Raw genomic sequence first — 24,017 nt, 5'->3', positions numbered from 1 at the left:
GGCAGTATGGGAAAACATATCGTAAGCATGATGCTGGCAGCATTGATCGGATTGGGGCCATCCATTCAGGAGATGTATCATAAGGATCCGGCCCAGCCAGCTTTTTCTAATAAAAGTATCAGCGGTTTTTCTTATGGGAAGGTACCTAAATCTGTGAGAGAAAAGGTCAATGGGATTTCGTATCGTCCGAATCCTGATATTTCTTTTCAGGATCTTCGGTATGTGAAGGTAAAATATCATGGATATGATGGGAAAATTAAGGACGGACAACTGCTGGTGCACAAGTCCATTGCCAAAGATACGGTAGAGATTTTCCAGGAGCTTTTTACGATGCAGTATCCCATCGAAAGCATTCAGCTGATTGATGATTATGATGCGGATGACACAAAATCTATGGAGGCCAACAATACTTCTGCATTTAACTATCGGATCGTGGCGGGGACCAGCCATCTGTCCAATCATGCCTATGGAAAGGCCATTGACATCAATCCAAGGGTCAATCCGTTTGTAAAGAGAAATTCCATTACACCGGAAAATGGGAAAGTTTATGCCCAGAGAGACGTGAAGAAATGCAAAGGAAAATATAAATATAACATGATCCACAGAAACGACCGTGTATACCGGCTGTTCAGAAAACATGGATTTCAGTGGGGAGGTGACTGGATCACATATAAGGATTACCAGCATTTTGAGAAACGATGAGGGGATCTGTACTCATGTGCGCAAGTTGGATACATGGAATCATTGTACATTCTACCAAGAGTTTTAAAGCAGCCAGAAGGCTGCTTTTCTATTTTATATCAATAACCTTGAAGATATATCGTGAAAAAGACTGCCCCAAATAGAACTTGCCCACATTGCCCGTGGGTATCATGATATATTCCTAATAGAGATCATGATCTAAGAAATTTTAAAGATAGTGTAGTTTGCCATACCCAAGGGGTACATCGTATTTTAAACCTTGTGGGTATGACATTGTCACCAGTTCTCCGGCTTGCTGTCTCAGGGACGTAAGATTTTCTAACTTTCAGCAAAGCCTCTCCGGCGGCCCGTTCGGAACTCGCTGACGCTCAGACAGCCTCACTGCGCAATGCGCACCGCCTACGAGTCTTTACTTCAAGAAGAAAAACTAACGTCCCTTCGAATGCAAGGCCTCCGAACTGGTGAAAATGGACGTAATGTCTGCTGGAGATGGCTGTTGCAAGACAAAAGGCGCCACCTACGATAGTTATTTACCACTATTGGAGGAGCGCATTTCAAAAGCGTGACGGAAATAGTGGTAAATAACTCATAAGATTTTGAACGGCTTCTGTAAACAACCGCATGTATCAGGAGGTAGAAATCATGAATATTTGGGAGAGTACAGTTTTGACAGACAAAGGGGCAGCTCTGCAGGCAAAATTGATAGAGGGACAGACGTTACATATCACACAAGTCATGACGGGAGGTGCCAAAGTACCGTTAGTGAATCTGCGGCAGAAGGGCCGGGATTTTCAATCACATGGGATTTTTACTTTAAGACCTCAAATACGGTGCCGATTGAGGTGAATTTAAACTCAAAAGGGCTGGTGAGTATTGAGCAGTATCAGGTTCATGAGGGGGAGATTCATGGTCTGAAAGGGGATGTTCATGAACTTGATGGAAGACTTAAAGAACTAAATGCGGATTTAAATGCTATAAACGTAGATATAAGTACTAAAGAAACAAATTTAAGTAAAAAGTCTACTGGGGTTAAAAATCTTAACAATGTTATAGAGAATGGGTGTTTTACAATAAATCCTGATGTTACCACTGAATGTCTGCCGATTTACGAGTGGCTGACTTTACTTGTTATGAATAGTGGATTTGGGGGGATTATTCAAATAGCATTTGTAGTAGATGGGTCAAAAATGTTTGCTAGAACGTATAATGCGGGTGGAGCTGGCTGGTCAGAATGGAGACAAGTTTTTTAGAAAATAGGAATTTATTCATCTATTATCTGTTTTATACTGGTAATAAGGTCGGACAGATGTTCTGGCCTGATTATTTTAAATAATATTTTATGTTTAGTTCTGAAAAACCGAACTTATTTATTTCATTTTTTAAAATATCACTCGTTGGTTCAGTAAAAGAACAGGCGAAGGCCGGATACAAAGCTGACATTGCCCACACTGCCCCAAAAGATCATGATATAGTTCTTGATGAGAAATATCAATCATTGGGAGGTAAATATTATGAACATTTGGAAAGACACGGTTTTAACAGATAAGGGAGCCGCATTACAGGCAAAGCTTATGCAAGGGCAGACATTGAAGATTACAGGTGCCAAAACTGGGGCGGGTAGTGTACCGGCTGTAAATCTGAGACAGCAGACAGATGTAACGGAAGAAAGGGGAGATATCACTCTTCAGCCTGCAAGAACTGAGGGAGATCAAACAATTATTCCGGTGCTGCTGGAGAATAAGGATTTAAAAGAGGGATATGAACTGTGGCAGATTGGATTTTATGCAGAGGATCCAGATGAAGGAGAAATCTTATATTGCATTGCCCAGGCCACGAAGGGGAAGGATATACCTGCAGTATCGGAAAGTCCGGGCTTCTCTATCACATGGGACTTTTATTTTCAGACCTCAAATACGGCGCCATTTGAGGTGATGGTAAATTCTAAAGGTTTGGTCAGGATTGAAGAATACCAGATTCAATCGGAGGAAATTGACAATGTAAAAAAATCTACTCAAAAGCTTGATGACAGTATTATCGTATTGAATACTAATTTAGAGAAAACAAACATTAATCTGAATTCTACCGTCAATGACTTAAAAACAGCAAATACAAATATCCAGAGTATTAAAAATCAGCTTGCAGATACAGGATGGATAAACGCACCATTGGCATCAGGTGTCTATAATCTTTCTGGTTCAGTTCAACCGCTAAAATATAGAAGAAAAAATGGTATTGTATATGTTAGTGGTGTTGTTAAAGTGACTGGAAAATCAGGTGATTCACAAAAAGTAATTACTACGTTACCTGCTGGTTTTAGGATTACGAGTGGATCGTACTATTATTTCACCAATGCTGCGACAGGCGGCACGATGAGCCGATACCTTGTTTTGAGTTCTGGTAATATAACATTGGAATGGGTCAGAAAGCTTCAGGATGGAAGTGTGCTGTCGGGTGATATTACATGGGTTGGAATTGATATTTCATACCCTGTATAAATTAAATTGTGAAAAAACTCCGGCCAACAAAATGGCCGGAGTTCGTTCTTAAAACTATTTTAGATTAACAGGATTCTGATTTAAAGTTTCTGCCAACTGATTTCTTACCTTAGTGACTGTTTTATCAGAAACCTTTTCTGTCGATAAGCAGTCTCCCAGCCGTTCAATCTGGGAATCTACAGCGGTAACCGTTTTTTTATTGCTTTTATGGAACTGTTCAAATGATTTTTCAATATGCTTAAGCTGACTGTCTGCCAAATCTTTTGAAAGATCAGCTCCTAAATATTTGTCAGTTGTCTCAATGGCTCTGAGTCCTAAACGGTACTGGCTGTCGCTCAATCCCTGTGGTTTTATATGGGCTGTACCGCAGCCGCTCAGAGAAGCGGCAAGAAAAAGGGCAAGACAGCCGGATAAGAGATATTTTTTCATAACATGACCTCACTTTTTGTATAAATCCTCTAAAAATAACACGTATTTTTGTTTGAATCCTACAATAGCACAGATGATAAAACATGTAAATATTTTCTGCTGTACTTTTTGAGATACACAAAAGAGCGGCCGGTAAATACTAAAGATCCAGGGACACAAGTATTTCCTTCAGCTGGCTTGCAGATTGATTCAGCAGGTCAGTTTCTTCCTCATTCAGTTCGATCTCAATGACCTGCTCCGCCCCGTTTTTATTGACAATCGTCGGTACACTCAGGCAGAGATCAGAAAGGCCATACTCACCTTCCAAGAGGCTGGAGACCGGAAGAAGCGAGTTTTTGTTTCGGATAATGCTCTCTGCGATATGGCTTACGGCTATAGCAACACCGTAGTAGGTGGCACCTTTCTTTTCAATGATCTCGTAGGCACTGTTTCTCACATCGTCAAGAATCCTGCGCATGGATGTCTCGTGGTCAAAATGTCCGCGCAGCTCACAGAAATCATTGATGGCAACGCCGGATACATTGACACCGCTCCAAACAGCCAGTTCGCTGTCGCCGTGTTCACCAATAATAAAAGCCTGTATACTTCCGCTGTCCACTTCCAGATGTTCACTGAGCAGATACTGGAACCGGGCAGAATCCAGCACTGTACCGGAACCGAACACTCTGTTTTTAGGAAAACCGGAGAGCTTTAATGTCACGTAAGTAAGAATATCCACCGGATTTGCCACCACGAGAAGAATCCCTTCTGTATTCCGCTTTGTGATCTCCGGAATGATGGATTTAAAAATGCCAACATTTTTATGGACCAGGTCGAGACGGGTCTCATCCGGTTTCTGGTTGGCACCGGCCGTTATGATGATCAGTGCACAGTCCGCGATATCATCGTATGTGCCCGCGTAAACTTTTGATGTATCCACATAAGGACGTCCGTGGCTTAAGTCCATGGCCTCACCCTTTGCTTTGTCAGCATTTACATCGATCAGTACAAGTTCCGTAAACAGTCCTTGGTGCATCAGGCTGAAAGCAGTGGAAGCACCTACAAAACCACAGCCAATGATGGCAGCTTTTCTATTATTTATCATAAAAAAATCCTCCTTTATTTTTATACCTTGTAGGTATAGTTTAACAAAGGAGGATAAAATATTCATCGAAAATGAAACAAATGAGAATCTATATCAAGAAGCATCTATTTGTTCGATTTTCTCCAGATTTTTGCTTTTTCAGCATCTTTGATCAGCTGATCTCTGAAGTCTGGATGGGCAATGTTAATCAGAGCTTCCGCACGCTGCCATGCAGAGAGTCCCTTCATGTTGGCCATTCCATATTCCGTTACGATGTAATGGGCGTTGGCACGGGTGTCAGTTACGATAGAGCCGTTATGCAAAGTAGGAAGAATACGGGAGTGCATTTCTCCGGCTTTGTCTGTGAAGGTGGAAGAAAGGCATACGAAACTCTTTCCTCCGTTGGATAAGTAAGCTCCCATAACGAAGTCTAACTGTCCGCCTGCACCGCTGATCTGTTTGATCCCTGAAGATTCAGCACTGATCTGTCCGTATAAGTCTACATCTACCGCATTGTTGATGGAAATAAAGTTATCAATAGAAGAAACTCTCGCTATATCGTTTGTATAGTTAACAGGAGCACTCATACATTCTGGATTGTCATTCAAGTAGTCATATAACTTTTTGGTTCCTGCCGCAAATGCGTAGGTCTGGCGGTAGCGGTCAATATTCTTTTTGGCACCAGTGATCTTTCCGGCTTTAGCAATATCAACAAACGCATCAACATACATTTCTGTATGGACACCGAGATCTTTTAAGTCGGACTCTGCGATCATGGAACCGACTGCATTCGGCATTCCACCGATACCAAGCTGGAGACATGCCCCGTCAGGGATCTGGTCTACGATAAGTTTTGCGACAGCCTTATCCACATCTGTAGCAGGTCCTCCTCCGCCAAGTTCTGCAATGGCAGGATTCTCTCCCTCAACGATCATATCTACTTTGGAAATATGTACCCCTTCTTCAAACCCGCCCAGGCAGCGAGGCATATTTTCATTGACTTCTACGATAACACAGTCAGCTTTTTCAAGCATTGCAGATAAGTGGGATGCACTCGGTCCAAAGTTAAAGAAACCGTGTTCATCCATAGGAGCCACCTGCATCATGGCAACGTCTACATGGTCGATGTAATTGCGGTAATATCCCGGAAGTTCGGAGTAGCGGATCGGTGCGTAGTAAGAAAAGCCTTCGTTGATCCATTTTCTCTCAAGTCCGCCCATGTGCCAGGAATTCCATGTAAAATGGTCTGCCGGAGAATCAATCTTCGTGATCTCCAATGGCCACATGACAATTCCGCCGCGGATATTAATGTTTTCCAGCTCAGGCATTCTTTTTGCCAGAGCTTTGTCCAAAGCTGCCGGAGTGGTAACACACCAGCCGTATTCCAGCCAGTCACCGGATTTTACAGCTTTTACTGCCTCGTCAGCAGTTTTAAGTTTCTTTTGGTATTCTTCCTTGAATGACATAAGTAATCCTCCTGTCTTTATCTGTTAATTTATTAACATACTGTTCTATTGTACCATTGGCATAAAAGAAACACAAGTAAAATAATTTTAAAAATAGGTGGTCTTTTTACAGGTTTTGTACTATAATTAGATACTAAGTTTAGGAGGACATTTATGGAACATAAAAAATTCACTTGGAAACACTACACACTTATTGCAGTTGGGATTCTTGTAGTGATTTACTGCTGTATCGCGGTATATTTCAGTAAAAAGTTTACATATGGGACAAAGATCAACGGTGTCGATGTTTCCAATAAGACAGTTGATGAAGTAACAGACATTTTTAAGAAGAAAGCAGACGGTTATTCGCTGACAGTAAAAGAGCGCAAAGGGAAACAGGAGATTTTAAAGAGCAGCGTGCTCAAGGTTTCCTTTACCGGCAAAGATGAGATTAAAAAGATCAAAGACGGACAGAGTTCCCTGTTATGGATCAAAGGGATCTTCGGCGCAGAGAAGTACAAAGATATTGATATGTTTGCATATGACAAGGCAGCATTTCAAAAGGCATTCAAGAACCTTGATTGCTTCAAAAAGAAAAACATCATTAAAATCCGCAATGCCAAGCCTGTCTACAAAGACGGAGCTTTTCAGATCCAAAAGGAAGAAATCGGTACAGTCTTAAAGAAGGATCAGACCGAGAAGTTGATACAGAGTGCCGTAGAAGGCGGTGTTTCTGTTGTAGATCTGGACAAGGAGGGGGCTTATGAGGCTCCGAAATACACAAGCAAGAGCAAAGAGATCATAACTCTGAATGATAAGATGAACGATTCTCTAAAAGGAAGCATTACATATAAGTTTGGAAAGCAGAAGGTTGTCCTTGACAAAGAGGTCTACCACAAGTGGTTTAAAATCAAAAACCACACGGACTTTACCATTGATATGAAAAAGATGGAAACCTGGGTTATGAAGTTTGCGTACAAATATAACACTATGGGAACGATGCATACCTTTAAGACCCATGATGGACGGACCAAGAAGATTTTCGGCGGACCTTACGGCTGGAGAATGAGCCGTGACAAGGAAGAAGCCGCTGTGAAGAAGATGCTGAAAGAAGGAACGGTGGAGACCAGGGAGCCGTACTGGCGCCAGAAGGCAAAGGTATATGACGGTTATCAGGGAGACATCGGAGACACCTATATCGAAGTGGATATGGGACAGCAGGAAGTTTTCTATATTAAAAACAAAAAGATTGTATTTTCATCTTCTGTAGTGACTGGAAAGATGGAGGCAGGAAGAAAAACACCGGAATGTGTAGCGTTTGTTTTATATAAGCAGCGCCATGCTACATTGAGCGGCCAGGGGTATGCTTCCCCAGTTTCATACTGGATGCCGTTTAACGGGAATGTTGGACTTCATGATGCAAGCTGGAGATCTTCCTTTGGAGGAAGTGAGTATATTTCTGGAGGATCCCACGGATGTGTAAATATGCCACCCTATGCGGCAGCAACTCTATATAATATGATTGAGGCGGGAACACCGGTTGCCTGCTATTACTAAGCCTGGCAGGAACAGAGATTAAAATGGTATGATACCTCCGAAGCAGACATGGCAAGTGACCATTCTGCTTTGGAGGTGTTTTTTATTCCATAGGAAAGTTCTTCGAACCTCCCTATGGAATAAAGAAGACTTACGGGAGATTATCCATTTTATTGTGATAGAAACGGGAGGTAAGGGAAATGAGGGTCAGTATCACACAGTGGGTACAGCAGGAGCTAAAGCGTTTTATTAAAGAGGGAGACCTCTGCATTGACGCAACTGTAGGAACAGGGCGGGATACGGAGTATCTCTGCGGCTTAACTAGCCGGGTGATCGGTTTTGATATACAGGAGGAAGCCCTGGCAGCGGCAAAGAAACGACTTAACTTAAAAGGTTATGATCCGCTGCTGGTCAGGGAAAGCCATGAAAACATGGATCAGTATGCCCAAAAGGGAACGGTTCAGGCAATCCTGTTTAATCTGGGATACTTGCCTGGAGGGGACCACAGCATTGCCACCAGGCCGGACAGTACCGTAAAAGCGATCTTTGCAGGACTTGACCTGCTGAAGACAGGAGGTGTCATGAGCATCTGCATTTACAGTGGAGGGGATACAGGATTTGAAGAGAAGGACAGCGTGCTTGCGGTTTTAAAACAGTTGGATGACAGTAATTATCTTGTGGTGAAACAGGACTTCTACAATAAAGCAAATCATCCGCCGCTCCCTGTATTGATCCTGAAACTTTGAGAGTGTCAGGGGCCCGCTCTGCTTGCCCTTCTCACTAAAATATGGTAATTTATCATTAAGAATTATTTTATTCAGGACCAGGGATTTCTGCAGAGGGTTTTTCTTACGAGGAGGATGGATTATGGATAGATATCCGGAAGAAGCTGCTTCATTCCAGATTGACGGCCAGGCTTTTTATGAAGCCATAGTGAACAGCACAGAGGATTACATATATATCATAGATATGAGGACGGATGAGGCGCTTATCTCTGAGAACATGCTGCAGGATTTTGAGCTGCCGGGGATTCTTGTACCCGGTCTTGTTCCTCTATGGGGAGAATTAATTCACGATAAGGATAAGAAGCGTTATTTTGATTCTGTGGATGACATGCTCAGCGGCCTTACGGACAAGCATAACGTAGAGTATCAAGTCCGAAACAGAAATAATGAATATGTCTGGGTAGTATGCCGGGGACTGTTAAAGAGAGACGAACATGATAACCCAGTATCCTTTGCAGGGGTAGTCACACCAATCGGAAGCAAAGGAAAGATTGACCGGACTACGGGCTTATTTACAGAGGATAAATGCAAAGAACGAGTGGAAGATCTGCTGGAGCAGGGGAACAGAGGGGGAGGACTGCTTCTTCTTGGACTGGATGATTTTAAGCAGATCAATAATCTAAAGGACCACATTTTCGGAGATCTGGTGCTGAGGCAGATGGCACAGAATATCCAGCAGATGCTGCCGCCGAAATCAGAGATCTTCCGGTTTGACGGTGATGAATTTGCCATCGTATGCCCGGATATCTCCCTGGACGATATAGAGGAACTTTATGAGTCCATCCATCTATATGCCAATGCGGAACATGAGATCGACGGCATCTCATATTTTTGTTCCATCTCTGGCGGGATTTCCGTGATCGGGGAAGATGCGGACAACTATTTAGATCTGCTGAAGTTTGCGGCCAGTGCCCTGGATGCTTCCAAAAAGAAGGGGAAGAACACATGCACTGTTTTTTTCCCTGATCTTTTGCAGTCTGAACTTCGTATGATGGAACTGAACCGCCTGTTGCAGCGCTGTGTCATGGACGGAATGAAAGATTTTGTTTTGGTATATCAGCCGCTTGTCAGTTCAAACGGGCTGAAGCTGACTGGGGCAGAGGCTCTTTTGAGGTGGAACTGCCCTAGCGCAGGTCCCATAGGACCAGCTCAGTTTATTCCTCTGCTTGAAAACAGCGGGCTTATCATACAGGCAGGAAAGTGGATCCTTGATCAGGCATTCTGTACATGCAGCCGGTGGCTTTCAAATTGTCCGGGATTTATCATGCATATCAACGTGTCCTACCTACAGTTTATAGATAAAGACTTTGTTCCTTTCGTAGAACAGCTCCTGGATACCTATCGTTTAGATGCAAGGCACATTGTGCTGGAGCTGACCGAAAGCTATTTTGTCACGGATATGCCTGCACTGCAGGATACGTTCCAGAGACTGCGGGATCTGCATATCCGGATTGCCATGGACGACTTTGGTACCGGATATTCATCTCTGGGCATGCTGTCCCAGACTCCTGCGGATATTGTGAAGATTGACAGGGTTTTTATATCCTATATCAATGATTCTGAGCATGTTTTTAACCACTCTTTTATCGGAGCAGTTATAAAGCTTTGCCATAGTGTCGGGATCTCAGTCTGCGTGGAAGGTGTGGAATATATTGATGAGCTTAAGGCCGTTTGTTCTCTGGAGGCTGACAGCATTCAGGGATTCTATATATCAAGGCCGATTCCGGCGCAGCAGTTTGAGGAGAAGTATTGGAAGGGCAGCGGAGGGGTTGGCTATGACAGAATCTGATCGAGCTGAGGACAGATACGTCAGACGTATTTACCGCCAGATCATTTTGCTGGCACTCCTGGCACATCTTTCTTATGTTTTTATATTTATAGCAACGGGGATTTGGGTACTGGCAGCTTATAATGTGGCCAGTGTCTGTTTTTACTGTACCATGGGGATAATCTCAGAGAAAGGTTATTACCGTACTGCAGTGACCGCGATCCATCTGGAAGTCTGTGTATTTGCCATTGTTTCGACCGTGGCTGCTGGATGGGATATAGGGATCTGGGTCTATTTAATTGCCATGACATCTCTGACGTATTTTTGCCCGTTTCAGCATAAAGGAGTTCCGTATGTATTTGCGGCATTCGAGATCTTCGTATTTTTGGCATTGAAGCTTTATATTGGATTTGTGAACCCAGGCTTTTTTGAGGTGAAAGGGACGGAGGCGGTCTGGATCTCTCTCTACAGCATCTGCGCTTGTTTTACGATCATATTATATGCGGCTGTTTCCTCCAGTCTTTCCGCGGCTGTCAGCCGTCAGGAACTTCAGGATGAAAACCGAAGCCTGACCACTCTGGCAAACTATGATCAGCTCACAGGCCTTCTGAGCCGCTATGCTTTTCTGGAACGGATGAAAAAGTACAGTGACACATCCACAGTACTGGCACTGAGTGATATTGACGATTTTAAGGTGGTCAACGATACATGGGGACATTCCTGCGGTGACAAAGTGCTCAGTGAGGCTGCGGAATTGGTGCGCTCTTTTCTCGGCAGAGAGGTGGATGTATGCCGGTGGGGCGGAGAAGAATTTGTCTATCTGTTTCAAAATGTATCCATGGAGGAAGCCATTCAAAAAATTCAGCAGCTTTGTGATGCCGTGGCGGAACATTCTTTTTGCCATGAGGATATCAACTTAAAGATCACTATGACATTCGGCGTAAGTCCGGTGGAGAAAGGCTCTTCTCCGGAGGAAACTGTCACCTTGGCTGACAGACAGATGTACAAGGGAAAAGCCAATGGGAAAAATTGTGTAGTCTTCAGGAAACCGTGAGATTATGTTATATTTTCATCTTCTTTATCATATAGTATTAATTGTATATTTGGCTTGAAGGAGAGTGAAAAGAATGAAGAAGATATTCTGTGTTATATGGTCTCTGTTTTTCTGTTTCCAGCTTGGATTTCACACAGTCCAGGCAGATGATGATACGCTGAAGCTTTATGCAAAGGCAGCTATTTTGATGGATGCCGGAAGTGGACGAGTTATGTTTGAGAAATCAGGCAAAGAAAAGATGCCCAATGCCAGCACCACAAAGATTTTAACCTGTCTGTATATTATCAAGCATTGCAATCTGGAAGAAGAGGCGACTGTATCAAAAAATGCCGCCGCCCAGCCTCAGGTGCATCTGGGGGTTAGGGCCGGGGAAAAGTACAAAGTAAGGGACCTTCTCTATGGCCTGATGCTGGAATCTTACAATGACTGTGCGGTGATTTTAGCGGAACACGCAGCGGGATCGACAGAAAACTTTGCAAAAAAGCTCAATGCGGAGGCAAAAGCTTACGGTGCCAAGTCAACTCATTTTGTAACACCCAACGGCCTGGACCGCACGGATAAAAATGGGATTCATTCAACGACAGCATATGATCTGGCAATGATCATGAAACAGTGTATTAAAAATAAGGATTTTCTGGATATCACAAGAGCCAAAAGTCATTCTTTTCACGATGTTTCTGGGAAACGGACCTTTACGTGTAATAATCACAACGCGTTGCTGTCTATGATGGATGGCGCTGTTTCCGGAAAGACGGGATTTACTTCCAAGGCAGGCTATTGCTATGTGGGAGCAGTAAAGAAAAATGGAATGACGATGATCGCGGTAGTGCTGGCCTGCGGATGGCCTCCCCATAAGACTTATAAATGGTCTGATGTCAGGACACTGGTGGACTACGGGGCTAAAAATTATTCTTACCACAAAGTCATCCCGGATTATAGTAAATTGGAGGATCTGTATGTAAACGGAGGGCTGGACAGCAAAGTGCCTATAGAGGCCAAAGGCAGCGGTATGACAGTCCTGCTGAAAAAGGGGGAGACAGTGGATATCAAATGCCAGATTCCCAAAAGTCTTGACGCTCCGGTGAAAAGAAAAGAACAGGTGGGAAAGATCGCTTATACGCTGAACGGCAAGGTGATTCGCGAGGAGCCGGTTTACACAAAAGAATCGATTGATAAAAAGGATTATTGGTGGTATCTCGGAAAGACTCTGGATGAGTTCTGCCTGTAAAGAATAAGGGAAAGAAAAAGGTTGTTGAGAATCTGGATCAACTGCCTTTTTTTCTAAGCTAATCTATGGTAAGATAACCGGAGAATAAAAGAAACGAAAGGAGAATCGAGTATGTTATTTATAGAGTACCCAAAATGTACAACCTGCAGAAAAGCCAAGAAATGGCTGGATGAGCATCAGGTTTCTTATGAGGACCGCCACATCGTGGAAAACAACCCAAAAGCGGAGGAATTAAAGGAATGGATCGATAAGAGCGGATTTCCGGTCAAACGCTTTTTTAATACAAGCGGAATGAAATACCGGGACCTGGGGCTTAAGGATAAACTGCCGCAGATGAGCGAAGAGGAACAGATCGAGCTGCTGTCTACGGACGGGATGCTGGTAAAACGTCCATTGGTGATCGGGGATGATTTCGTACTGGTTGGATTTAAAGAAGAACAATGGGGTAATACTATCAAATAAAAACCACTTTGACAGAAAGGATCTTGTATATGGAACGAAAAAATACGTGGCTTTCTTACAACGAAGAAGACAAAAAAAACTTGGAAGTTCTGGCCTCAGATTATAAAGAGTATTTGACGAATGGTAAAACTGAAAGAGAATGCGTAAAGGAATCTGTAAAGCTTGCGCAGAGGGCAGGATACAAGGATCTGGAGCATTTTATCGCGGAGGAGAGACAGCTGAAGCCGGGAGATAAGGTATACCGCACTTGGATGGACAAGACCATTGTTCTGTTCCAGATCGGCTCCAAGTCCATGGAAGAGGGTCTGAATATTCTAGGCGCTCACATTGACTCCCCTAGAATGGATTTAAAACAGAATCCTTTGTATGAAGATACAGAAATGGCACTTTTAGATACCCATTATTACGGCGGAGTGAAAAAATACCAGTGGGTGACACTTCCCCTGGCTCTTCACGGCGTTGTGATCAAAAAGGATGGGACCACAGTGGAGATCAACATTGGAGAGAAGGACACGGATCCGGTTGTCGGAGTAACGGACCTTTTGATCCATTTATCCGGCCAGCAGCTGGAGAAAAAAGCCAAGGTTGTCATCGAAGGAGAAGACTTAAATGTCCTGATCGGAAGCCGTCCTGCCAAGGATGAAGAAAAGGATGCCGTAAAGAAAGAGATGATTCAGATCTTTCAAGAAGAATATGGAATTGAGGAAGAGGATTTCTTGTCGGCAGAAATCGAAGTTGTACCAGCAGGACCTGCGAGAGATTTTGGATTGGACCGCAGCATGATCATGTCTTACGGACAGGATGACAGGGTATGCGCTTACACTTCTCTGGCAGCCATGCTAAACGTAGAGGATGCCGAGAGGACAACCTGCTGTATTCTCGTGGACAAAGAGGAGATCGGAAGCGTCGGGGCAACCGGGATGCATTCCAGATTCTTTGAAAATACTTTGGCTGAGATTGTTGCCTTGACCGGAGAATACAGCGAATTAAAACTGCGCAGGATTCTTCAGAATTCCCACATGCTTTCCTCGGATGTCAGCGCTGCCTTTGACCCAAATTATCCTCAAGTTATGGAAAAGAAGAACGCAGCGTACTTCGGAAAAGGACTTGTATTAAATAAATATACCGGCTCCCGTGGCAAGTCAGGCTCTAATGATGCCAATCCGGAATTTGTGGCAAAACTGCGCAGAATGTTTGATGAAAATGAGGTGGCATTCCAGACTGCCGAGCTTGGGAAAGTGGATGAAGGGGGCGGAGGCACCATCGCTTATATTCCGGCGGGTTATGCTATGGATGTCATCGACTGCGGCGTTGCAGTGCTGAACATGCACGCGCCGTGGGAGATTACCAGCAAATCCGATCTGTACGAAGTGGAAAAAGGCTACGAGGTATTTCTTAGAAACTGTTAAAAACAAACGTATAACTGATAAAAATAAAAGGGAGTCCTTCCGTATAAAGAAGGGTTCCCTTTGTGAATTCATAAGTACGGTCTTTAGTTTTTGCTCGGAATGATCTCGATCCAGTATCCGTCAGGATCGCTGATAAAGTAAATTCCCATGTCAGGATTCTCATAGCAGATACAGCCCATATCCTCGTGACGCTTGTGAAGTGCTTCCATATCATCGGTCTCCAGTGCCAGATGAAACTCAACTTCGCCCAGATCGTAAGGTTCTGTGCGGTCCTTGAGCCAGGTAAGTTCCAAAGAGAAACCTGTGGTTTTGTCCCCTAAAAATACCAGCTTAAAGCTGCCGTCAGAAGCGGTTTTTTCGCGTACTGGGGTAAGGTCCAGCGCGTTTTTATAGAACTCAAGGCTTTTGTCCAAGTCTAAAACGTTAAAGTTAAAATGATTAAATGCGATCATAATGTCCTCCTTGATATTTTACAATTTTCTTAAATTTATCATAACATACTTTTTGCTATTTACAAGTATAAATAAGAGTGGATATAATGGTAGGGTATTGAGAAAAGACGAAAGGGGTAATTATGAAGCAGCAAGCAAATAAGTTAAAGAAGTTCACGGCCGTGCTTCTGATGCTGTCTTTCCTGATCGGGGCAGGAATCGGCCCGGCAAAGGCAAAGAGCGTTAGTGCGGCACAGACAAAATACTGGATCAAGGTAAATAAGCAGGCCAATGTAGCCACTGTATATAAGCTTACCAAAGGCAAATACAAACCGGTCAAGGCATTTTTGGTATCCTGCGGAGGATCCAATACTCCGTCAGGGACGTTTTATACTCCGGCCAAATACCGCTGGCAGACCCTGATGGGTCCAAGCTACGGACAGTATTGTACAAGGATTCACGGAGGAATTTTATTCCACTCTGTATGGTATTACAGCCACAGCAAGGCAAGCCAGTCCACTGTCCAGTACAATAAGCTCGGACAGACTGCATCCCATGGATGTATCCGTTTGAGTGTGGCAGATGCCAAATGGATCTATGACAATTGTAAGCTGGGAACAAAGGTTACGATCTACAGCAGCAAGAATCCAGGACCGTTAGGAAAACCAAAAGGGATCAAGGTGTCCACATCCAGAAAGATGTATTGGGATCCTACTGACCCGGATAAGAACAATCCTTACCGAAAAGTAAAACCGACCATTAAGGTTTCTTCTAAGAAGAAAAAATCAGTGGAATACGGTAAATCCTACAGCATCAAGTCCTATGTAACGGCCAAGGATAATGTGACCAAGAAGAGTCTGACCAGCAAGGTGAAGTACTCCGTCACAAAGTATAATACCAAGAAGAAAAAGTATTACAAAGCTAAATTCAGCACCAAATCTTTAGGTACATATAAGATTAAGTATTCTGTAAAGTCTGCCCTTGGAAAGAGCACCAGCAAGACCATCACAGTAAAAGTAGTGGATACACTGGCACCAATAATCTCCAAGGCGGCAAATAAGACAGTTACGATCAACACAAAGAACGCGGTCTTCAAGACCACGGCGAAGATGAGAAGCGGAAAGAGCAGAACTTCTGCCATGACAGTTTCCATCACAAAGCCGGGAGAGAAAAAGGCAACAACTATGTCTTACTCTAAGGCTAAGACCTATGTGTTTAACAAGGCTGGAACTTATACAGTTAAGTACACAGTAAAGAACAGCAACAAGCCTTACAAGTCTGCATCTAAGACGGTAAAAGTAATAGTGAAGAATTACAAAGATGCTGAACTTAATGTAGAACCGAATACATTTGCCATGACTGTGAAAGATGGAGCTTTCGATGCAGCGAAGGATTCATTAAAGAAAGAAATTTTGAAAGCAGTTTCAATTATGGATAACGGAGCAACGATCAGCGCAGAAAAGGCAGCGGTTGATCTTAGCAAAGTTAAGAGTACAGAAGGCACATATGATGTTACCGTAAGTTATAAAGGAAAAAGCGGAAAGACTGTTACGAAATCAGTAAAAGTAAACGTGACGGTCGAGACAACAAATCCGACTGTACCGACAACCGCGGTGACAGCTGCAACTACAGCATCAACAAATTAATACAAGATTATGAGTAAAGCCGTATCACTGGATAAGTGATCGGCTTTTTCTCGTTAGATTGAGAGAAATATTGACATCAAACCGGTATATGATAAAATAAATAAGTTAATAAGTATAATATAGGTACAAGAAGTTTTGTGCAGATTATAGAACGAAGATACAGTTTAGGAGGATGAAAATTATGGCAGTACCTTATAATCATAAGGCAATCGAACAGAAGTGGAGGAAACACTGGGAAGAACAACCGGTCAATGTAAATGACGGCAAAAAGCCAAAATACTATTGCCTGGATATGTTCCCATATCCGTCAGGAAGCGGACTTCATGTAGGACACTGGAGAGGTTATGTGATCAGCGATGTGTGGAGCCGTTATAAAATGCTGAACGGATATTATGTGATCCATCCGATGGGGTGGGATGCCTTTGGACTGCCTGCGGAAAACTATGCCATCAAGATGGGCGTGCATCCGAAAGAATCCACAGCAGAGAATATCAGCAATATCAAGCGCCAGATCGGTGAGATCGCTGCCGTCTATGACTGGGATATGGAAGTCAATACAACAGATCCTGAGTTCTACAAATGGACCCAGTGGATCTTTGTACAGATGTTCAAAAAGGGACTGGCCTACGAAAAAGAAATGCCGATCAACTGGTGTCCTTCCTGCAAGACAGGTCTTGCCAACGAGGAAGTTGTCAACGGCAAGTGTGAACGCTGCGGTGCGGATGTGACGAAGAAGAACTTAAGACAGTGGATGTTAAAGATCACAGAATATGCAGACCGTCTTTTGGGTGATCTGGATAAATTAGACTGGCCGGAAAAAGTAAAGAAGATGCAGGCAGAGTGGATCGGAAAGAGCCACGGTGCAGAAGTAGACTTCAAGGTGGACGGAAGCGGCGAGACGATCACTGTCTATACGACAAGACCGGATACCCTCCACGGGGCAACCTTCATGGTTCTGGCTCCGGAGCACAAGCTGGCAGCAGGTCTTGCCACAGAAGAGACAAAAGAAGCTGTGGAAGACTATATCTTCCAGGCATCCTTAAAGTCCTCCGTTGACCGCCTTCAGGATAAGGAAAAGACCGGTGTATTCACGGGAAGCTATGCAGTCAACCCGATCAACGGCAAGAAAGTGCCGATCTGGCTGTCTGACTATGTATTGGCAGACTATGGAACCGGCGCGATTATGTGTGTTCCGGCCCATGATGACCGTGACTTTGAGTTTGCCACAAAGTTTGATATTCCGATCGTACAGGTAATCGCAAAAGACGGAAAAGAAATTGAAAATATGACGGAAGCATACACAGATGCATCCGGAACGATGATCAATTCCGGGGAATGGAATGGAATGGAATCCTCCGTGTTAAAGGAAGAAGCCCCTGAGATCATTGAAAAGATGGGTGTGGGCAAAAAGACAACCAACTATAAGCTCAGAGACTGGGTATTCAGCCGCCAGCGTTATTGGGGAGAGCCGATTCCAATTGTACACTGCCCTGACTGCGGTGCTGTGCCGGTGCCTGAAGATCAGCTGCCGCTGACACTTCCGGAAGTGGAAAAATATGAACCAACTGGAACTGGGGAATCTCCACTTGCAGATATTGAAGAGTGGGTGAACACTACCTGTCCGGTCTGCGGAAAACCAGCAAAAAGAGAGACCAATACCATGCCTCAGTGGGCAGGATCTTCATGGTATTTCCTCCGTTATATTGACAATAAGAATCACGAACAACTTGTTTCCAAGGAAAAAGCGGATAAATACCTTCCGGTAGATATGTATATCGGCGGTGTGGAGCATGCGGTGCTTCATCTTCTGTACTCCAGATTCTATACAAAATTCCTGTATGACATCGGTGTAGTAGATTTTGACGAGCCGTTCCATAAGCTGTTTAACCAGGGAATGATCACAGGTAAAAACGGAATTAAGATGAGTAAGTCAAAAGGAAATGTGGTTTCACCGGATGATCTGGTGAGAGACTACGGATGTGACTCTCTTAGAATGTATGAATTATTCGTAGGACCGCCGGAACTGGATGCCGAGTGGGATGAAAGAGGAATTGACGGTGTACGCCGTTTCTTAAGCCGTTTCTACAACGTGGTACTGGATCAGAAAGATAAGGATGTAAAAGAGACAAAAGAGCTTCTAAAGGTGCGTAATCGTCTTGTATATGATGTGACAAGCAGGCTAAATAAGTTTAGTCTGAATACAGTTGTCAGCGGATTCATGGAATACAACAACAAGCTCAATGAGCTGGCGAAAAAAGGCGGGGTGGACAAAACAACACTGGAGACCTTTATCGTGCTGCTGGCACCGTTTGCGCCTCATATTTCACAGGAACTTTGGAGTGAGCTTGGTCATGAGAATAGTGTATTTGACCAGAAATGGCCGGAATACGACGAAGCATATCTGAAGGATGATGAGGTCGAGATTGCTGTGCAGATCAACGGAAAAGCGAGGGCTACTGTTACGATCGGCGCAGACGATGCAAAAGATGTTGTCATTGAAAAGGCGAAGGAAGCATTAGGAGACAAATTAAACGGAACGATTGTGAAAGAAATCTATGTTCCGGGAAGAATCGTAAATATTGTCCAGAAATAAAATAAAAATAGAAAATGGCGTAAGTGAGAATATTGCTTGCGCCTTTTTTGTTCCATAGGAAAGTTCTCCGAACCTCCCTATGGAACAAAAAAGCCCTACGGGCATTATGCACACAAATGCGTCAGGAATAAAAGGAGGATTTTCATATGATAAAGGCAGTGTTTTTTGACTTAGACGGAACTTTGATCTCCGGCACAACCGGTGAAATTCCTAAAAGTGCCAGAAACGCAGTTGATCTGCTGAGAAAAAATGGAGTCAAAATATTTACCGCCACCGGCAGGCATATTTCAGAGATCAGAGACCTGCCGGCAGATGATATAAAGTTTGATGGATATATTACATTGAATGGACAGCTTTGCCTGGACAGCCGGGAAGAATTATTATATAGTGTGCCGATCAGCAGTGCCGACGTAAAACAGATACTTCATGTTTTTGAGGAAGGGCATGTGCCTGTCATGCTGGTTGAAAAAGACAAAATGTATATTAGTTTTATAGATGAGAAGGTAAGGACAGCGCAGGCAGCCATTCATACCCCTGTTCCTGACATTGGCATTTATTCAGGGGAGCCGGTATATCAGTGTAACCTGTTTACGGATGAGAAAACAGCTGAAGATATTGTGGCAAGGCTTACAGATTGTAAAATGAGCAGATGGAATCCATATGCAGTCGATATTATTTCAAAAAGCGGAGGGAAAGTAGCGGGTATCCGCCAGATTATGCAGCATTATGGTATTCAGCAAAATGAGATTATGGCGTTTGGAGATGGTGAGAATGATATGGATATGCTCCGCTATGCAGGGATCGGAGTTGCAATGGGCAATGCAGACAGGGAAGTAAAGGAATGTGCCGATTACATAACAGAACATGTGGATGCAGATGGGGTGGAAAAAGCATTGAAACATTATTATATAATATGAGTTTTTCTCCATTATCTCCAGTCAGCCCTGGAAAGGCCTCCTTCCGATAATGGAGAAAAACTTTTGTAGGATGCAACCTGTTGTTCAGCCATAATCCTTATCTAGCAGACACTACGTCCATTTTCTATATGATTGGAATGAGGCATTCTAAGAGCCGAACGGAAACAAGGATTATTTTTCTTCTCCGGACGGTAAACTTTGCATGAGGGCAAAGAATTGTTCAGAATTTCCGGTAGTAAAGTATTCATACCATGATTCCAGTGTGTTTGAAGCAAAAACACCTAAATGCTCAATGATTTGTTTTGCCCACAGCAAAGTCCCGGTACAGCTTGCAGTGATAAGGTTGTTGTCCGATACGGATGGCTTGTTTATATAAAATTCTTGCCCTTTATAACCAGGACAAATCATATCAAGAAATCCCGGCCCGTTGCTGGTATGCGGACGTTGGTCAAACAGACCGAAGTCAGCCAATGCAGCGGTAGCCCCGCAGATTGCACATACCAAAGCACCGAAAGAGAGAAGCTCACCAGCTTTTTTGATGATAGCGGCGTGCTTTGGGTCGTTCCATGTATCTGCTCCCGGTAAGAGCAACACACTTGTTTTACTCACAATCATATCGTCAATGAGACAATCGGGCACGATTGTAAGCCCGCCCATCGTGTGGATTGGCGCCTCAGAATAACTGACCGTTTTAAGTGATACCAATGGTGCATCTTTTTTGAAAAACCGGCCAGAATTCAGTTCTGAGATAACGTGTCCCAGTTCCCAGTCGGCCAAGGTATCAAGGACATAAACATAGATTGTAAACATAAATTTTCTCCTTTTTATAACATTTTTAAATTGATTTCTTTTGTATTGTACCATGCGATTACTGACAACAGTATGGCCATAATATAAATCGAAAGGCGGCTATGAAATGAAAGTAGACAGGCTTGTCAGCATTATTATGATACTCCTTGATAAAAAACGAATCGGCGCACAGGAACTGGCGGATATGTTTGAAGTTTCACCCCGCACGATCTACCGTGACATAGACGCCATCAACATGGCGGGTATCCCTGTCCGCGGGGCGTCAGGCGTGGGTGGCGGCTTTGAAATTATGCCGGAATACAAAATTGATAAAAAGGTCTTTTCTACCGATGACCTTTCCGCTCTCTTGATGGGACTTTCCAGTCTTTCCAATATAGTGAGGGGTGATGAGTTGGTACACGCTCTTGCGAAAGTCAAGAGTTTTATCCCTGCCGACAGAGCGAAAGACATCGAATTAAAGGCGAATCAGATATGGATAGATTTAAGTCCGTGGACTGGTAACAGCAACATTCAGCCATATTTAGAAATGATCAAAGGAGTTTTGCAGGAAAAGAAGCTGCTGTCGTTTGAATATATAGCCCATCACGGAAAGAAAACCACACGAACGGTCGAGCCGTACCAGCTTGTACTGAAAAGCAGCCAATGGTATTTACAAGGGTATTGCCATAAAAGAAATGATTTTCGTCTATTCAGACTATCCCGCATGTCAAACCTTCAAATGAAAGAGGATACTTTTGAGCTGCGGGATTATGAAAAACCGACATTAGACTTTGAAGATCTTCTGGAAACGATGCAGACAAAAATTAAAATCCGTATTCATAAATCTGTGATGGACCGGGTGCTTGATTTTTGTTCTTATGAAGATTTTTCGCCAGACGGTGATGAGTATTATATTGTTCGTTTTCCTTTCATAGAGAATGAATACCACTACGATATACTTTTGGGTTTTGGGAATAAATGCGAGTGTTTAGAGCCGTTACATATCCGCGCGGAAATGAAGCGGAGAATCCATGATATAGCTGCTGTATACGAAAGCTAGTGTCATTCGCTGTCTGTGGGGAATACAAAACCCTCAATGAACTTCTGAGCGGACAACGGCTCAATAACACCGAATTCCGGCAGAAGGCGGATGACAACGTGATCGATTCTTTAAAGAGAGAGAAGGTGATCTGGAAGAAAAGGAGATTTATTGATTTTTTGGAGGGCGGCGGAACTGGGATTTTGGTGTCTATTATTTTTTCTCCGGACTCTCCCAGAAGGACCATAGCATTTTTGGTCGGTCTGGCCATGTTATGCACCGGATGGTATTTCAGGACAAAATATGAACAGTATATTCTGCGCAAAGCAGGGGAAGGGAAATAGGTTGACACTTCTTTCTGTTTGATCTATACTGAACGATGTTCAGTATGAAAGGGGGAATTCTTTGAATAAAACAGTGACCTCAAAAGAAGCCATTCTGGCAGCCAGCCGGAAGCTGGTGATGGAGAAGGGGCTTCCGGCAGTGAATATGCGGTCTGTGGCATCTGTATGCGGTGTGGCTGTCGGCTCCGTTTATAATTATTTTCCGTCAAAGTCAGAGCTTTTGACAGCAACAGTAGAAGAAGTGTGGAAAGAAATATTTCATATGCCCGAACGGTCCGTGGAGTTTTCTGGTTTTGCAGACTGTGTCGCCTGGTTGTTTGAGCGGATCAGAGAAGGCTCCAGGAAATACCCAGGTTTTTTTACGCTGCATTCCATGAGTTTTGCGGCAGGGAACAGAGAACAGGGTCAAAAGATGATGGAACATTACTTTGACCATATGAAGAGTGGCCTCCTGCATGTACTGGAATGTGATCAGAACGTGAAGCCGGGAGTCTTTAATGAGATACTGACACCGGAAAGCTTTGTAGATATGGTATTTTTTAATGTGACATCTTCCCTTCTGGAAGAGCGGGGGGACTGCCGGCCTCTTCTAGAACTGATAAAGCGTGTGCTCTATGAACTATGATCAACCCCTGTCCTGTGAAATGTAGGGCAGGATCTTTTAATAATAAAATTGAACGAAGTTCAAGTTGAAGTTGGACAGAAAAGGAGAAACAATGAAAGTACAGAAAAAACAGCTGCTTTTTGCAGCAGGAATTGTGTGGGGAATTGCGGGATTTAATATCCTGAGAATCGGCCTTATGGCCTACGGCGGGCATTGGTCTGTGTTAAACGGGCTGGGCTCTTTGGCAGTATTTGCGGTATTTCAGGTTATGGTGTTTGGTAAGCTTGTCAGGAAGCATACGGCCAGGATCATGGAATATAATGAAGAGAAACAGTTTATCTTAAAGTTTTTTGATGTAAAATCTTTCTGTATCATGGGATTTATGATGACCGCCGGCATAGGGATCAGATTATCGGGAATCTGGCCAGAATCATGGATTGCTGTATTTTACACAGGTCTGGGGACGGCGTTGTTTCTGGCAGGAGCAGCTTTTCTTTTAAATTATCTGAAGGTGCGCGGCAACGCTGTGAATGCAGCAGCGGAGCTTGAATAGGAAAGGAGAATGACTATGCAGGCAATTATGGAAACCATTTTTGATATTGTATATCTGACAACGGTGATTTCAGTGGGAATTATGATGATCGCAAAGAGCAGAGGCAGCAGGCAGCATTGGCTGTTTGGAATTATGGCTGTAGTTCTGGGAGCAGGGGACTCCTTTCATCTTGTGCCCCGGGCGGTGGCTCTGTGCACTACGGGACTTGATCACTATACACAAGCCCTGGGAATCGGAAAGTTGGTTACTTCCATAACAATGACGATATTTTATGTTTTGCTGTATCACATATGGCAGATGAGATACCGGGAAAAGGGGAGAGCCGGGCTGACAGCGGTTGTATATATCCTGGCTGTGGCAAGGATCGTTTTATGCCTGTTTCCGCAAAATGGATGGACCAGCGCAAAACCGCCGCTTGTCTGGGGTATTTATAGGAACCTTCCTTTTGCAGCCTTGGGGCTTTTGATCATTATCCTGTTTTACCAGAAGACACGGAATGGCAAAGACAGGCCGTTTCAGTGGATGTGGCTTACCATTACCCTGAGTTTTGCCTTCTATATCCCTGTTGTTCTGCTGGCAGACAGATTTCCGGCAGCAGGTATGCTGATGATTCCAAAAACATGTGCCTATGTCTGGACCGTTTTGATAGGATTCCGGGATATGAAAAAGTGACGTAACACCGCAAAAAATATCATGCACTGTTTGTACTCTTTCGGTATACTAGA

General features: G+C 43.7%; 24 protein-coding genes. 19 read left to right on the top strand and 5 right to left on the bottom strand.

Annotated features, from left to right (window positions below):
• Positions 1–6 precede the first annotated feature (6 nt).
• The 4 genes from AR1Y2_RS11030 to AR1Y2_RS17810 all read left to right on the top strand — a co-directional run bounded on the left by AR1Y2_RS11030 (position 7) and on the right by AR1Y2_RS17810 (position 3,197).
• Entirely contained in the window at positions 7–702 is a 696-nt protein-coding gene (locus AR1Y2_RS11030; RefSeq protein ID WP_137328995.1) for a M15 family metallopeptidase, read from the top strand.
• Positions 703–1,344: 642 nt separating this feature from the next.
• Complete coding sequence (locus AR1Y2_RS11025) at positions 1,345–1,548, top strand: hypothetical protein (protein ID WP_137328994.1); 204 nt, start codon at positions 1,345–1,347, stop codon at positions 1,546–1,548.
• Positions 1,545–1,952: a pyocin knob domain-containing protein gene (locus AR1Y2_RS11020; protein ID WP_137328993.1), complete on the top strand. Its 408-nt coding sequence runs from the start codon at positions 1,545–1,547 to the stop codon at positions 1,950–1,952. Before AR1Y2_RS11025 ends, AR1Y2_RS11020 begins: the two co-directional genes overlap by 4 nt.
• Before the next feature lie 261 nt (positions 1,953–2,213).
• A complete protein-coding gene (locus tag AR1Y2_RS17810) occupies positions 2,214–3,197 on the top strand; it encodes a hypothetical protein (protein WP_175403635.1) in 984 nt (327 codons plus the stop codon).
• A 54-nt stretch (positions 3,198–3,251) separates the two neighbouring features.
• Here the strand turns inward: AR1Y2_RS17810 and AR1Y2_RS11010 are convergent, their stop codons facing one another.
• The 3 genes from AR1Y2_RS11010 to AR1Y2_RS11000 form a co-directional block, all read right to left on the bottom strand.
• A complete protein-coding gene (locus AR1Y2_RS11010; RefSeq protein ID WP_137328992.1) occupies positions 3,252–3,626 on the bottom strand; it encodes a GTPase in 375 nt (124 codons plus the stop codon).
• Positions 3,627–3,765: 139 nt separating this feature from the next.
• Positions 3,766–4,710 carry an L-lactate dehydrogenase gene (locus AR1Y2_RS11005; RefSeq protein ID WP_137328991.1) on the bottom strand — a complete coding sequence of 315 codons (945 nt, stop codon included), beginning with the start codon at positions 4,708–4,710 and terminating at the stop codon, positions 3,766–3,768.
• 104 nt (positions 4,711–4,814) lie between these two features.
• Positions 4,815–6,155, bottom strand: a complete 1,341-nt coding sequence (locus AR1Y2_RS11000; protein WP_137328990.1) for a butyryl-CoA:acetate CoA-transferase — start codon at positions 6,153–6,155, stop codon at positions 4,815–4,817.
• A 153-nt stretch (positions 6,156–6,308) separates the two neighbouring features.
• Here AR1Y2_RS11000 and AR1Y2_RS10995 point away from each other — a divergent pair, with 153 nt between their 5' ends.
• The 7 genes from AR1Y2_RS10995 to AR1Y2_RS10965 all read left to right on the top strand — a co-directional run bounded on the left by AR1Y2_RS10995 (position 6,309) and on the right by AR1Y2_RS10965 (position 14,376).
• Positions 6,309–7,691 (top strand): L,D-transpeptidase family protein, encoded by a 1,383-nt coding sequence (locus AR1Y2_RS10995; RefSeq protein ID WP_137328989.1) that lies wholly within the window; start codon positions 6,309–6,311, stop codon positions 7,689–7,691.
• A 179-nt stretch (positions 7,692–7,870) separates the two neighbouring features.
• Positions 7,871–8,416 (top strand): tRNA (mnm(5)s(2)U34)-methyltransferase, encoded by a 546-nt coding sequence (locus AR1Y2_RS10990; protein WP_137328988.1) that lies wholly within the window; start codon positions 7,871–7,873, stop codon positions 8,414–8,416.
• 121 nt (positions 8,417–8,537) lie between these two features.
• The gene (locus AR1Y2_RS10985; protein WP_137328987.1) at positions 8,538–10,244 is read left to right on the top strand and encodes a bifunctional diguanylate cyclase/phosphodiesterase; all 1,707 of its coding nucleotides are present in this window, start codon (positions 8,538–8,540) and stop codon (positions 10,242–10,244) included.
• Entirely contained in the window at positions 10,231–11,277 is a 1,047-nt protein-coding gene (locus AR1Y2_RS10980; RefSeq protein WP_137328986.1) for a GGDEF domain-containing protein, read from the top strand. Before AR1Y2_RS10985 ends, AR1Y2_RS10980 begins: the two co-directional genes overlap by 14 nt.
• A 73-nt stretch (positions 11,278–11,350) precedes the next feature.
• Positions 11,351–12,505 (top strand): D-alanyl-D-alanine carboxypeptidase family protein, encoded by a 1,155-nt coding sequence (locus AR1Y2_RS10975; protein ID WP_137328985.1) that lies wholly within the window; start codon positions 11,351–11,353, stop codon positions 12,503–12,505.
• A 111-nt stretch (positions 12,506–12,616) separates the two neighbouring features.
• On the top strand, positions 12,617–12,967 hold the full coding sequence (locus AR1Y2_RS10970; protein WP_137328984.1) for an arsenate reductase family protein: 351 nt from the start codon (positions 12,617–12,619) through the stop codon (positions 12,965–12,967).
• A gap of 29 nt (positions 12,968–12,996) precedes the next feature.
• The gene (locus AR1Y2_RS10965) at positions 12,997–14,376 is read left to right on the top strand and encodes an aminopeptidase (RefSeq protein ID WP_137328983.1); all 1,380 of its coding nucleotides are present in this window, start codon (positions 12,997–12,999) and stop codon (positions 14,374–14,376) included.
• A gap of 83 nt (positions 14,377–14,459) precedes the next feature.
• Here AR1Y2_RS10965 and AR1Y2_RS10960 read toward each other — a convergent pair whose 3' ends face one another.
• Positions 14,460–14,828 carry a VOC family protein gene (locus tag AR1Y2_RS10960; protein ID WP_137328982.1) on the bottom strand — a complete coding sequence of 123 codons (369 nt, stop codon included), beginning with the start codon at positions 14,826–14,828 and terminating at the stop codon, positions 14,460–14,462.
• A 122-nt stretch (positions 14,829–14,950) separates the two neighbouring features.
• On the opposite strand from AR1Y2_RS10960, the gene AR1Y2_RS10955 reads away from it, so the two are divergent.
• The 3 genes from AR1Y2_RS10955 (at position 14,951) to AR1Y2_RS10945 (ending at position 19,963) form a co-directional block, all read left to right on the top strand.
• On the top strand, positions 14,951–16,453 hold the full coding sequence (locus tag AR1Y2_RS10955) for a L,D-transpeptidase (protein WP_137328981.1): 1,503 nt from the start codon (positions 14,951–14,953) through the stop codon (positions 16,451–16,453).
• Between the two features lie 181 nt (positions 16,454–16,634).
• Positions 16,635–19,046 carry a leucine--tRNA ligase gene (gene leuS / locus AR1Y2_RS10950; protein ID WP_137328980.1) on the top strand — a complete coding sequence of 804 codons (2,412 nt, stop codon included), beginning with the start codon at positions 16,635–16,637 and terminating at the stop codon, positions 19,044–19,046.
• Positions 19,047–19,192: 146 nt separating this feature from the next.
• On the top strand, positions 19,193–19,963 hold the full coding sequence (locus AR1Y2_RS10945) for a Cof-type HAD-IIB family hydrolase (RefSeq protein WP_137328979.1): 771 nt from the start codon (positions 19,193–19,195) through the stop codon (positions 19,961–19,963).
• A gap of 171 nt (positions 19,964–20,134) precedes the next feature.
• On the opposite strand, the gene AR1Y2_RS10940 is transcribed toward AR1Y2_RS10945, so the two are convergent.
• A complete protein-coding gene (locus AR1Y2_RS10940; RefSeq protein ID WP_137328978.1) occupies positions 20,135–20,773 on the bottom strand; it encodes a type 1 glutamine amidotransferase family protein in 639 nt (212 codons plus the stop codon).
• Between the two features lie 106 nt (positions 20,774–20,879).
• On the opposite strand from AR1Y2_RS10940, the gene AR1Y2_RS10935 reads away from it, so the two are divergent.
• The 5 genes from AR1Y2_RS10935 (at position 20,880) to AR1Y2_RS10915 (ending at position 23,964) form a co-directional block, all read left to right on the top strand.
• Positions 20,880–21,812, top strand: coding sequence for a helix-turn-helix transcriptional regulator (locus tag AR1Y2_RS10935; RefSeq protein WP_137328977.1), 933 nt, complete (start codon positions 20,880–20,882; stop codon positions 21,810–21,812).
• A 98-nt stretch (positions 21,813–21,910) separates the two neighbouring features.
• Positions 21,911–22,135 (top strand): hypothetical protein, encoded by a 225-nt coding sequence (locus AR1Y2_RS10930; protein ID WP_175403634.1) that lies wholly within the window; start codon positions 21,911–21,913, stop codon positions 22,133–22,135.
• Positions 22,136–22,196: 61 nt separating this feature from the next.
• Positions 22,197–22,760: a TetR/AcrR family transcriptional regulator gene (locus AR1Y2_RS10925; protein ID WP_137328976.1), complete on the top strand. Its 564-nt coding sequence runs from the start codon at positions 22,197–22,199 to the stop codon at positions 22,758–22,760.
• Between the two features lie 91 nt (positions 22,761–22,851).
• Positions 22,852–23,292 (top strand): hypothetical protein, encoded by a 441-nt coding sequence (locus AR1Y2_RS10920; protein WP_137328975.1) that lies wholly within the window; start codon positions 22,852–22,854, stop codon positions 23,290–23,292.
• Between the two features lie 15 nt (positions 23,293–23,307).
• Positions 23,308–23,964, top strand: a complete 657-nt coding sequence (locus tag AR1Y2_RS10915; protein ID WP_137328974.1) for a hypothetical protein — start codon at positions 23,308–23,310, stop codon at positions 23,962–23,964.
• Positions 23,965–24,017 lie beyond the last annotated feature (53 nt).

Origin of the sequence: Anaerostipes rhamnosivorans (assembly GCF_005280655.1) — a bacterium.
Taxonomy (GTDB): domain Bacteria; phylum Bacillota; class Clostridia; order Lachnospirales; family Lachnospiraceae; genus Anaerostipes; species Anaerostipes rhamnosivorans.
Note: the sequence above shows the minus strand (reverse complement) of the source record. Positions and strands in the feature narration are given on the sequence as shown.